Below are 12,307 nucleotides of genomic sequence, written 5' to 3'. Positions count from 1 at the left end.
CCCACAACAAGTGCAGTCGATAAGGTAAGCTGACGCCTGCCGGACTGTTTCGTCCGGTCTTAACTTTCATTGTGGAACTGTATGCTGATTAACTGCGTGGCCTACCAGGATGGCAAAAAACTGGCCGACTTGCCGATCGACGACATCAGCGATTACGTCGAGCGCCCCGATTGCTTCGTCTGGGTGGCCTTGCTCGACGCCACGCCGGACGAGCTGAAACAGATGCAGCACGAGTTTTGCCTGCACGAACTGGCCGTCGAGGATGCGCAACGGGGCCACCAGCGTCCGAAGATCGAGGAGTATGGCGATTCCCTGTTTGCCGTCGTGAAAACCGTGGAAATGGTCGAGAACGAACTGGTGCTGGGCGAAGTCGACATTTTTGTTGGCGCCAATTACGTGCTCTCGTCGCGCAGCAACAGCTCGCAAGGTTTCCTCGGCGTGCGCGCGCGCGCCGAGCGCGAGCCGCATCTGCTGCGTCAGGGTTCGGCCTTCGTGCTGTACGCGCTGATGGACGCCGTCGTCGACCGTTATTTTCCCGTGCTCGACGCGCTCGAATCGGAGCTGGAACTGATCGAGGACCGCATCTTCGACCGTGGCACCGAGCGCGACAATATCGAACGGCTGTATCAATTGAAACGCAAGGTCATGGTCTTGCGCCATGTGGTGGCGCCCCTGATGGAAGCGGTGGGCAAGCTGCACGGCGGGAGAGTGCCGCCGCTGTGCCACGATACCCAGGAGTATTTCCGCGACGTGCACGACCATCTGGCGCGCATCAACGGTACGCTCGACACCATCCGCGACACGATCAGCACGGCCATCCAGGTGAATCTGTCGATGGTGGCCATCGATGAGAGCGAAGTGAACAAGCAGTTGGCGGCCTGGGCCGCTATTTTCGCCGTGTTCACGGCATTTGCCGGCATCTGGGGCATGAACTTCAAGTTCATGCCGGAACTGGACTGGCAGTATGGCTATCCGGCCGCCGTGGCAGTGATGAGCTGTGTCTGCGGTTATATGTATTACTTGTTCAAGCGCTCCGGTTGGCTATAAAAAATTCCTGTGTATCTGTATTATTAAGCAATAGCCGGGGGTACAATCGCGGCAAGTCCGTTGACCCGGGCCTTTGCTGAGGATCGCCGCGCCGGCAGCTGTGCCTGCGCTTTCCGTGCTGCGCAGGAGCATTCATGAGTATTCCGTTGTTTGATGTGAATTCGCAAGAACCCCTGTTCGATCCCGAGCAGCGGCGCACCCTGGCGGAGGCGGCTCTGCGCTCGATCACCGCCTCGACGGCGCACGCCCGTGGCGACGACTTCCTGCGCATCCTCGTCAAGGACCTGGCCGAAGCGCTCGACGTGCACTATGTGATCGCCGGGCGGCTGGTGCGCATGGACGATGGCAGCGAAGGCATCCGCACCCTGGCCCTGTGGGGCGGTGACGGCTACCAGCCGAATATCGAATACAGCCTGCAGCACACGCCTTGCCAGGACGTGACCTGCCAGAGCATGTGTTTTCACGGCAGCGATATCCAGCGTCGCTTTCCACTTGATAGCCTCCTGGTCGACATGCATGCGGAAAGCTATGTCGGCATGCCCTTGATCGATACCGATGGCAAGACCCTGGGCATCCTGTCGGCCATCGACACGCGGCCCATCGATGAAAACAAGCGCCTGCTGGCCTTGCTGCTGCTGTCGATCTTCTCGGCACGCGGCGCGGCCGAGCTGCAGCACCAGGAGCGCACCCAGCAGCTGGAAGAAATCGTGCGCGTGCGCACCGAGTCGCTGGTGGCGGCGCAGGCGAACCTGATCGAGCAGGAACAGATGGCGGCCCTTGGCTCGCTCGTGGCCGGTGTCTCGCATGAAGTCAACACGCCGATCGGCGTGGCGCTGACGGCGGCGTCGAGCATGGGCAGCTATGCCGACCAGCTGGTGCAGCTGCTGGGCGGCGCCAAGGTCAGCCGCGCCGAACTGATCGACATTGCCGAGTCGCTCAAGGGAGCGGCGGCCCTGATCGAGCGCAATCTGGCGCGCGCCGCCGACCTGATCGGCAATTTCAAGCAACTGGCCGTGGACCAGGTCAGCGAATACGTGGCCGACCTGGCACTGCACGACTACGTGCACGGCCTGGTGTCGGCGCACAGCCCGGAACTGCGCAAGGCGGCGCTGGGCGTGGAACTCGATATCGCCCCCGATTGCCAGGTGCGTCTGGCGGCCGGCAAGCTGTCGCAAATCCTCTCGAACCTGCTGATGAACAGCGCCCGCCACGGCTATCCGCAGGGCGGCCCGGGGCGCATCACGATACGCGCGCGCATCGAGGCGGACGGCGATGGCGCGGATGCGCGCTGGCTGCTGCTGGACTTTTCCGACGACGGCATCGGCCTGGCGCCGGCCGTGCGCGAACACATGTTTGAACCGTTTTTCACCACCAAGCGTGGCCAGGGCGGCTCCGGCCTGGGCATGCACATCGTCTACACCATCGTGCAGCAACTGGGCGGCCAGGTGTGCGCCATCGACTGCACTCCTGGCTGTCATATACAGATCAGGCTGCCGCTGGCCAACTGACACCGCGCGGCCTCCCGTCTAGCGGGGAGAAGCCGTCCCATCCCAAGCCGCCTCCGTTTTTCACATGTTGTATGTACGCCATACGCATGCTGAGTTCTGTTGACACTCATATTCTTGCCGTGATTCTATGTAGTTGTCTAGTTGACTTTTAGTCGCCTAGTGCCATTTCTGTACAAGTGTGCCAGCGAACTTCACGGTGCCTGAGCGGGTGCCGTGCGAGACGTTTCCTTTAGATGAACGAGTGCAATCCGGTAACAAATCCGGAGTCATATATAACCGTACAAATGAAAAAGGGTTCACCATGCTTAAAGAAACCGTCATCTCTCGTGCTGTTCGCATCGTCTGCGCCGGTGGTGTCGTTGCCGCCATGTCCGTTGTTTCGCAGTCCGCGATCGCACAAGATGCGCAGGGCGCCGATGCGCAAATCCAGCGCGTCGAAGTCACCGGCTCGTCGATCAAACGTATCGCGGCCGAAGGCGCCTTGCCGGTCACCGTCCTGACCGCCGAAGCCATCCGCACATCGGGCGCCACCTCGGTCACCGATCTGGTCAAGAAACTCTCTTCCGCCCAGGGCGCCACCAGCGAAAGTTCCTCGGTTGGCGGCAGCACCTTCGGCTTCTCCGGTATTTCCGTGCATAACGTGGGTGAGACGCGTACGCTCGTCTTGCTGAACGGTAAACGCCTGGCCCAGTTCGGCGGCCAGACGCTGACGGGTTTCGCCGCCGGTTTCGACTTGAACTCGATCCCTATCTCGGCAATTGAACGCGTGGAACTGCTGACCGATGGCGCTTCCGCTCTGTACGGTGCCGATGCCATCGCCGGCGTGGTCAACTTCATTACCAAGCACGATACGACGATCGGTGATGTGACCATCGGTTATTCCGCACCCAAAAACGGTGCGCGTGAAAAACGCCTCAGCGCCACCAAGGGCTTTGGCAACCTGGACGAAGATGGCTACAACGTGGTGCTGACCTTTGGCCACGACGAGCGCGACAAGCTCGCTTCCGTCGACCGCAAGTTCGCCAACACGGGCAAGGTGCAATTCTCGGCCAATGGCAAGCGCTATCAGAAACAGCAGTTTTCGGCCAGCCCGATTCCTGCCAATGCCACCGATGACAATGGCCAACTGATCAGCCCTTACCAGAAGGCCAACGGTTCCTGCCCGGAAAAGACGTTTCGCGTGATCGAACCGTATAACGATGGCAGCGGCCTGGTCGATGACTATTGCGGCTATGACTTCACCAAGGACCTGGAAATTTATCCGGAGCGCAAGCGGGACAACTTCATGGCGTCGGGCACCTTCAAGATCGCCGGCCAGGAAGTGTATGCGGACGTATTGCTGTCACGCACCAAACAGACTTCGCGCATCGCTCCCGTACCTGGCGCGATCGCCGTCGATGCGGGCACGCCGCTGCATGACAAGTATTTGGTGCCAGCGGGTATCACCGGCGACAGCACGGCATTCTACCGCTTGTTCGACATGGGCCAGCGTACCTCGAAAGATACGGCAGATTTTGCCAGTGTGGTGGTCGGCACGCGCGGCATTCTCGCGGGCTGGGACTATAACGCTGCCTATAACTTCTCCGAAAGCCGCGTAAAAGGCAGTATTTCCGGCTATCCTGGCGCCATTGCCGTCAATAACCTTACGTCGAGCGGCTTGCTCGACCCCTTCGTCGGCCCGGGCAAGCAGTCCCCTGCGGCACAGGAAGCCATCAAGTCGGCCGCGTACTCCGGTTACTGGGACGGCGGCACTTCGCGCCTGCAAACCATCAACCTGAATGGCTCGACGGAACTGCGGCGACTGCCTGGCGGCGCGATGATGCTGGGCATGGGCGTGAACATCAACCGCGAGGAATTCTCCGCCAAGCCAAGTCCGTTTGCGCAAGGCATCCTGGCCGATCCCGTGAAGGGCACCTTGTGCGGCGGCACGACAGGGCTGGAATGCGACCAGCGTTTCGGCGACGCGGCCAGCAGCCAGCCGTACAGCGCCAGCCGTACGTCGAAGGGCATTTTTGGCGAAGTCATCGCGCCTGTGCTGAAAGAGCTGGAGCTGGGCGCCGCCTTGCGTTTCGATGAATTCTCGGACTTTGGTGGTGCGACCACGGCCAAGGCCAGCTTCAAGTGGACGCCGGCACCCACCTTGCTGATCCGCGGTTCGGTCGGCAATGGCTTCCATGCGCCGACAGTGCCGCAAGTGAATGCCTTGCAGCGCGGCTATGGCGTCACCAGCGACAAGTACACGTGCTCGCCAGCCTTGCAGGCGATCGCCACGCGTCTCAATGCGCAATGCCAGCCAGGCAATCGCCAGTACGACCAGCTGGCCGGCGGCAACCGCGAATTGCAGCCTGAGAAATCGAAACAGGCGACCATCGGCTTCCGTTACGAGCCGATCAGCGCCATCACCCTGGGCGCGGACCTGTGGCATGTGCAGATCCGCGATTCCTTCGGCCAACTGACCGAACAGCTGGTATTTGCCAATCCGGCCAACTTCCCGAAATCCTGGGGCGTCAACAAGGACGTAGGCACGGGGACTACCTACCTGGCCTTCCTGGCTGACAACCAGAACTTGGGCAAGTCGTTTGCCACCGGTGTCGATATCGATGTCAGCGCCCGTTACCGCTCCGGCATCGGCCTGTTCACGTCGCAGCTGAACGCGACGCAGATGCTGCGCGAGGATGTGCAGCTGGAACGCAACGGCAAGTATTATTCGGCGCTGGGCAACTTCGCCGATCTGGGCTCGGTGACGTTCCGCACGCGCGGCCAGTGGACGAACACCCTGAAAACGGGCAATTGGTCCAACTCGCTGACCGTCAATTTCCTGTCCGGCTACAAGGATCAGGAAACGTCGGTTGACGTGCTCGACGCGTCGGGCGCCGTGACGGGCCAGGAAAAGATCCGCATGCAGGTGGGTTTCTATTCGACTCTCGACTGGCAGACGGTATGGACCCCAAGCAAGAGCTGGGTCCTGACCGCCGGCCTGCTGAACCTGACCGACAAGAGCCCGCCATTTGTGCCATCGACGGCCGGCGCGAACCGCGGCCAGCAATTCGGCTATGACGACCGCTACTACGATCCGCGCGGCCGTACGGGCTACCTGAACGCTTCGTACAAGTTTTAAGCAAGGTACGCAGGCATCAAAAAACCGGCACTGAGTGCCGGTTTTTTTTCGTCCCGCCGCAGGGCGGGGAGGGCGAGGCCTAGCGGCCCGCCGCCATCGACAGGGCCACCGCCTCGGCCACCTTGATGCCGTCGACGGCCGCCGACAGGATGCCGCCCGCATAGCCGGCGCCTTCGCCGGCGGGGAACAGTCCTCGCGTGTTCAGGCTTTGCAGGTCGTCGTCGCGGCGCTTGATGCGGATCGGCGACGAGGTGCGCGTTTCCACGCCCGTCAGCACGGCGTCGGCCTTGTAATAGCCCTTGATCTGCTTGTTGAAGGCCGGAAACGCTTCGCGCAGGGCCGTGATCGCGTACTCGGGCAAGGACGGCGCCAGGTCCGTCAGGTGCACGGCTGGTTTGTACGACGGCACCACGCTGCCAAATTCCGTCGAGGCGCGGCCGGCCACGAAGTCGCCGACCAATTGTCCTGGGGCATCGTAGTTGCCGCCGCCCAAGGCAAACGCGCGCTCTTCCAGCTCGCGCTGCAGGGCGATGCCGGCCAGCGGGTCGCCAGGATAGTCGGCTGGCGTGATGCCGACGACGATGGCGCTGTTGGCGTTGCGCTCGTTGCGCGAGTACTGGCTCATGCCGTTCGTCACCAGGCGGCCAGGTTCCGAGGCGGCCGCCACCACCGTGCCCCCCGGGCACATGCAGAAGCTGTAGACGGAGCGGCCATTGCTGGCGTGATGCACGAGCTTGTAGTCGGCCGCGCCCAGGATCGGGTGGCCGGCGCTGGGACCGAAGCGGCAGCTGTCGATCAGCGATTGCGGGTGTTCCACGCGGAAGCCGATCGAGAACGGTTTCGCTTCGATGTACACGCCGCGGCGGTGCAGCATTTCGAAGGTGTCGCGCGCGCTGTGGCCGATGGCCAGCACGACGTGGTTGCTGGCGATGGTTTCGCCATTGTCCAGCACCACGCCACGCACCTGGCCGCCATCGCTGCCTGGCTCGATGTCGAGATCGACCACCTTGCTGCTGAAGCGGTATTCACCGCCCAGCCGTTCGATATTCGCACGCATTTCTTCCACCATCTTGACCAGGCGGAAGGTGCCGATGTGTGGCTTGCTCACATACATGATTTCTTCAGGCGCGCCCGCCTTGACGAATTCCGTCAGCACTTTGCGGCCGTAGTGCTTGGGATCCTTGATCTGGCTGTACAGCTTGCCGTCCGAGAAGGTACCGGCGCCGCCTTCGCCGAACTGCACGTTCGATTCCGGGTTCAGTTCGCGCTTGCGCCAGAAACCGAAGGTGTCGACCGTGCGTTCGCGCACCTGCTTGCCCCGTTCCAGGATGAGGGGGCGCAAGCCCATCTGTGCCAGGATCAGCGCCACGAACAGGCCGCACGGGCCCGTGCCGATGACGATGGGGCGCGGTTCATTGCTGTGGCCGGCCAGCTGTTCGCCGCCGGCGACGAATTTATAGTCGGTGTCGGGCGCGGGCATCAAATGGATATCGTGGCCCAGGCGCGCCAGCACGGCCGCTTCATTCTTGACGTCCACGTGCAGCGAGTAAATCAACACCACGGCACTGCGCTTGCGCGCGTCATAGCTGCGCTTGAAGACGGTAAAGCCGAGCAGTTCATCGGCGGCGATGCCGAGGCGCGCCAGGATGGCGGCGGGCAGTGCCGCTTCGTCGTGTTCGAGGGGGAGTTTTACTTCGTTGAGTCGTAACATAATGATAGGTCCAAGGTTGGGGGCTGTCTAGGCCCCATGGTGAATGCGTGTTGTACGGCAAGGCGCTATTTTACCCGGACTCCCTGGCCTATCGACAGTGAGCTGTGATGATAAAGTACGGATTGTCAACAAATTTTTTTGGTGGAAATGACAATGTGGTGGGGGCGGGGTGTAATTTATTTGCAACAAAATCTGTTCATGCGCAGATTTCTCAGCCTCTCGTTATTGCCGTGTGGCACTCTGTAGGTCAAGCCTGATTACGGTTTTTGCCGCGATTTTCAATCAATTACAAATTGCAAAATAACAAATTGTGCCTTAGGATTAACTGCTGATGTGCGGCCCTTACTGATCTGGCGTTAGGCATCTTCAAGTGATCAGCCAGGGTTTGAATCTCTAATTTTCTTAACGGGCGTGAAGATGAAAAAATTAACTTTAGTCATGTTGCTGCTGGCAGGGTTCGGGGCTGCGTATGCGGATGAATTGAGCGATGCGCAGAAATTATGGGATAACAAGGATTTTTACAAATCTTTTCAAATCTTTAATAAATTAGCCGAGGCGGGGAATGTGAATGCGCAACTGCAGCTCGGTGAAATGTACGGCTTTGGCGAAGGGACGGCGGAGGATACGGAAAAGGCCGCTTACTGGCTGAAGCAGGCTGCCGCCAAAGGACATCCGGAAGCTGCCGCTTCGCTCGCGCTGGTGCAAGAGCGCAAAGCCCATCGCGCCGATATCGCCTACTACACGACGAGCTTTGATGGTGGTAGTGCTGCATACTCCCGTTATGGTTGCGAGCGCCCCCAAATTCCCGCCAAATCGACCAGCAATGAAGACATACGCAAAGTTAATGCCAAGATAAACACCTGGACTGAGTGTTATGGGCGTTTTATCGTCAATTTGCGTAGCGTCGCTCCTGCGGATAAAACTATCAAGCCGGAAATTCTCCAACTGATGAATAATGAAGAATTTACCCGTTCTGCTGCGTTGATTAATAAAGTCTACGGTAATATTTTGACGGATGCGGCAGCGATAGAGCAAAGCATTTCCAGTGAAAGCAGTGCCTGGAAAAAATCGACTGAATTATATGCGACCGAATATGACAAGAAACTGATCCAGGATAAAATAACATCGGATAATGAAATTCGTGTATTGGAAACTACTAGACGAAATATGGAACATTCCATGTTCACGACTTCATATAAGAAATAAGAAATAAGAATCCGTACGCTCCTGCAATGAAACACAGAAGTGGAGATCCAAGGGAATGTTGTATTGTTGCAACACCAAGGTCTCTGCTTCTGTTCCTCTCCCTTCCTTTCCTCGGACGCCATCGCGCCCATCTGCAACCTGCCTGCACCTATGTTGCGTTGCCACTTCGGTGCATTTACGCAAAGCAAAAACGCCTCAAACCGCATGATTGAGCGCGAGCTGAAGTTGGTTTTTCGTATATACATATTCTTTATTTTGCATTGCACCAAAATAGTGCGCGCATGCTCTATTTCAGACACCCCTTCCTGTCAAAGATGGCTCTCTCAGAGCTGTTGCTTTTACGCACATGTGACAAGCTATTGTATTGACACTAATGCAGGCAATATGGTTTTATGTATTGCTTAAGCGAATAATTTTTTTCTAAAACTATTCGTTTGGGGATCTGCGCTATCAGTGTGGGTTGAGAGTGAAATTAATTGAAAACTAAAACCGAAAATAAAAACGTATTGAACATGATTTAGTGCTTAACTTTGTCGGGTCTCTCTATCAGAGGTACCCCATAACACTTAATATAATAATTAGGAAACCACATGTTTAGAAAAACTGTTTTAGTACGCGCGTTGTCTATCGCGTTTGGTGCTGCAACCTTGACCGCTGCCGTAGTTCCTGCAGCCATGGCTCAATCGAACGCTGCCGGTAATATCTACGGTAACGTTGAAGCCGCTGCTGGCAGCACGGTTGTTCTGCTGAATACGGACACGGGCGCCAAGCGTATCGTGGTGCCTGATGCATCGGGCCGCTATTTCGCCACCGCCTTGCCACCAGGCCACTACAAAGTGGAACTGGTACGTGATGGCCAAGTCAGCAAAACGGTCGAAGTCGATGTCCTGGTTGGCCAGGGTGTGGATGCCTCGTTTGTCACCGCAACGGCGGCTCCCGGCGTGCAAGCGGTTCAGGTTACTGGCCGCCGCAACCGTATCGACGTCTCCAGCTCCAACAATGGCGCGACCTTTACCGCCAAAGAATTAGCCCGTCTGCCTATCGCGCAAAACGTTGCAGCGATTATTCAGCTGGCACCTAACACCACCCGTGCCGACTCGCGTTACGCGGCCGGCGCATCCTTCGGTGGTGGTGGCGCGTCCGAAAACGCGTACTACATCAATGGTTTCCCTGTTACCAACCCACTGACACAGCTGGGCGCATCGGAACTGCCTTTCGGCGCGATCGCCCAGGCACAGATCCTGACCGGCGGCTTCGGCGCCGAGTTCGGCCGTTCGGTTGGCGGCGTGGTCAATATCACCACCAAGAGCGGTACGAATAATTGGGAATTTGGCGCCAGCGTCAGCATCGAGCCGGACAATCTGCGCGCGAAATACCGCGACAGCTACTACCCAGTAACGGGTCGTCCTGAAAATGCCACGACCGATGGCACCCTGTTCCGTCGCAACTCGGAAAACAGCAAGACTGAAAAGACCTACGGCGCCTACGTCGGTGGTCCGATCATCAAGGACAAGCTGTTCATGTTCGCTGCGGTAGAAACCAAGAAAACCGATTGGGAACGCATCAACGGCACCCGTACCTCGGCATCGAATGCAGCCACCGGCTTTGCATCGAATCAGGATACGATCGACCGCTACATCGCCAAGTTCGACTGGAACATCACGGACAATCATCGCCTGGAAGCCACCTTCCTCGGTGATGAAGGCAAGTCGGACCGTCAACTGTATGCGTATGACTACGGAACCGCTCTGCGCGGCGCGCAAACGGCATCGCAGCACTATACAAATGATGCAACGTTCTCGCCTAACGTCGGCGCCGAATCGCAAATTCTGCGCTACACGGGTAATCTGACCGATGACCTGACTGTCACCGCCGTGTACGGCGAAAGCAAAACCAAGAACAAGAACCGCTTTGATGCAGTGGGCAGCGCTCCTGCGGATATCTTCTCGATCACCGCGCCTTCGAATGCCCGTGCACCTGGCCTGAACTATTCCAGCCCGCAAGTGCTGAGTGGCGTGATCCCAGGTGATGATGCGCAAAGCAAGATCAAATCGTCGCGTATCGACTTGGAATACAAGCTGGGCAAGCACACGATTCGTGGCGGCCTGGACAACAACAAGCTGTCGTCCGTGAATGCTGGTGATGTGCAAGCTGGCGGCGGTCTGTGGACGTACGGCAAGGTTGCCAATCCACTGGCAGCGACCAACTTCGGCGGTGGCTATCGCGTGCCGGTGGCCAGCGGCGGCGGCCTGGGTACCCAAGGTTACTACGTTGGCAGCACGCTGTACAACACGCTGACCAATGCGTACTCGGACCAGTCGGCTCAATACCTCGAAGACCGTTACCAGGCAACGAAAGACGTGCTGGTGACCGTTGGTCTGCGCAGCGAATCGTTTAAAAACAAGAACGGTGACGGCGAAACCTTCCTGGAAATCAAGAACCAGCTGTCTCCACGTCTGGCTGCTGCCTGGGACGTGAATGGTGATGCGTCGTTGAAAGTGTACGGTAGCGTTGGTCGTTATGCCGTGCAAATCCCGACCCACTTGGCCGTGCGTGGCGCAAGTCGCTCGAAGTTCACCAACCAGTACTACACCTACACCGGTACCGATCAGTACGGTCGTCCGACGGGTCTGAATGCTTTGACGCCTGAGTTCTCGACGAACAACGAACTGGGCCAGTCGAAAGATGTCAAGACCCTGAGCGCGATCGATATCAAGCCAACGTATCAGGATGAATTGACGGTCGGTTTCGAGAAAGCGTACTCGCCTAGCTTGAATTTTGGCGCCAAGGTTACCTATCGCAAACTGCGCCAAACGATCGATGACTTCTGCGATGACCGTCAGATCTATGCTTTCGCAGCCGCTAAAGGCATCGATACGTCGAACTACGGCGGCTTTAACTGCGCTTCGTTCAATCCAGGCGAAGACAACAGTTTCTGGGTCGATTTCGCTGGTACGCAATCGAACTACACCCGCGTCGATCTGAAGGCTGCCGATATCGGTTTCGAAAAAGCCAAGCGTACGTACACCGCAATCGATCTGTTTGCAGAACATCCGATGCGCAATGGCTGGTATGGCCGTATCAACTACACGTGGTCGCGCAGCACGGGTAACACCGAAGGTCAAACCCGTTCGGATAATGCACAAACCGACGTGGCTGCAACTTCGAGCTGGGACAACAAAGAGCTGATGATGGGCGCGGATGGCTTGCTGCCAAACAACCGTACCCACCAGATCAAAGCGTTCGGCTTCTATGAGCTGACCAATCAGATCAGCGTCGGCGGCAATGCCCTGATCGCTTCGGGTCGTCCACGCAGCTGCTTCGGTAACCGTCCTGATCTGCCAAACGACGTAGCGAACTACGGTTCGGTCTACTTCTATTGCGATGGCAAGGAAGCACCACGCGGCACCTTCGGCAAACTGCCATGGGATGTGCGTTTCGATGCCAACGTGACCTACCGTCCAGAGCAAATCAGCGGCCTGGCTTTGAAAGTGGATGTGTTTAACGTGTTTAACAAACAAACGGCACAAACCATCGACGAAACCTACAACGTTGCTCGTGGTAACTTCAACGTCAGCCAAACGTACGGCCGCGTCATCAGCTACACCGCGCCACGCGCTGTGAAACTGACCGCAGAGTACAACTACAAGTTCTAATCGACTTGGATAGGCCTTGCCCATGCGAATGGGCAAGGCGATCATAAAAAAACCGCCGGTG

6 protein-coding genes are annotated in these 12,307 nt (G+C 57.9%); 5 read left to right on the top strand and 1 reads right to left on the bottom strand.

Features of this window, described 5'->3' with window-relative positions; all coding sequences use genetic code 11:
* The first annotated feature begins 81 nt into the window (after nucleotides 1-81).
* From corA to MRBLMS1_RS24105, 3 genes are all read left to right on the top strand, one after another.
* Complete coding sequence (gene corA / locus MRBLMS1_RS24115; RefSeq protein ID WP_128140454.1) at nucleotides 82-1,047, top strand: magnesium/cobalt transporter CorA; 966 nt, start codon at nucleotides 82-84, stop codon at nucleotides 1,045-1,047.
* Between the two features lie 134 nt (nucleotides 1,048-1,181).
* On the top strand, nucleotides 1,182-2,555 hold the full coding sequence (locus MRBLMS1_RS24110; protein WP_485882483.1) for an ATP-binding protein: 1,374 nt from the start codon (nucleotides 1,182-1,184) through the stop codon (nucleotides 2,553-2,555).
* A 301-nt stretch (nucleotides 2,556-2,856) separates the two neighbouring features.
* Entirely contained in the window at nucleotides 2,857-5,673 is a 2,817-nt protein-coding gene (locus MRBLMS1_RS24105; RefSeq protein ID WP_485882481.1) for a TonB-dependent receptor plug domain-containing protein, read from the top strand.
* Between the two features lie 79 nt (nucleotides 5,674-5,752).
* On the opposite strand, the gene MRBLMS1_RS24100 is transcribed toward MRBLMS1_RS24105, so the two are convergent.
* Nucleotides 5,753-7,384 carry an NAD(P)/FAD-dependent oxidoreductase gene (locus MRBLMS1_RS24100; RefSeq protein WP_485882479.1) on the bottom strand — a complete coding sequence of 544 codons (1,632 nt, stop codon included), beginning with the start codon at nucleotides 7,382-7,384 and terminating at the stop codon, nucleotides 5,753-5,755.
* Between the two features lie 417 nt (nucleotides 7,385-7,801).
* Here MRBLMS1_RS24100 and MRBLMS1_RS24095 point away from each other — a divergent pair, with 417 nt between their 5' ends.
* Together MRBLMS1_RS24095 and MRBLMS1_RS24090 are read left to right on the top strand one after the other, a co-directional pair.
* Nucleotides 7,802-8,590: a tetratricopeptide repeat protein gene (locus tag MRBLMS1_RS24095; protein WP_485882477.1), complete on the top strand. Its 789-nt coding sequence runs from the start codon at nucleotides 7,802-7,804 to the stop codon at nucleotides 8,588-8,590.
* A gap of 590 nt (nucleotides 8,591-9,180) precedes the next feature.
* Entirely contained in the window at nucleotides 9,181-12,246 is a 3,066-nt protein-coding gene (locus MRBLMS1_RS24090; protein ID WP_485882475.1) for a TonB-dependent receptor, read from the top strand.
* Nucleotides 12,247-12,307: the final 61 nt, after the last annotated feature.

The organism is Massilia sp. LMS1-1-1.1 (assembly GCF_040815535.1).
In the GTDB taxonomy this organism is placed as follows: domain Bacteria; phylum Pseudomonadota; class Gammaproteobacteria; order Burkholderiales; family Burkholderiaceae_D; genus Janthinobacterium; species Janthinobacterium aestuarii.
This window is presented reverse-complemented; position numbering and strand designations above follow the sequence as displayed.

What these genes read in the sequence shown, in the direction of transcription:
- corA (WP_128140454.1), top strand. Translation starts at nt 82, where the DNA reads ATGCTGATTAACTGCGTGGCCTACCAGGATGGCAAAAAACTGGCCGAC.
- MRBLMS1_RS24110 (WP_485882483.1), top strand. Translation starts at nt 1,182, where the DNA reads ATGAGTATTCCGTTGTTTGATGTGAATTCGCAAGAACCCCTGTTCGAT.
- MRBLMS1_RS24105 (WP_485882481.1), top strand. Translation starts at nt 2,857, where the DNA reads ATGCTTAAAGAAACCGTCATCTCTCGTGCTGTTCGCATCGTCTGCGCC.
- MRBLMS1_RS24100 (WP_485882479.1), bottom strand. Translation starts at nt 7,384, where the DNA reads ATGTTACGACTCAACGAAGTAAAACTCCCCCTCGAACACGACGAAGCG.
- MRBLMS1_RS24095 (WP_485882477.1), top strand. Translation starts at nt 7,802, where the DNA reads ATGAAAAAATTAACTTTAGTCATGTTGCTGCTGGCAGGGTTCGGGGCT.
- MRBLMS1_RS24090 (WP_485882475.1), top strand. Translation starts at nt 9,181, where the DNA reads ATGTTTAGAAAAACTGTTTTAGTACGCGCGTTGTCTATCGCGTTTGGT.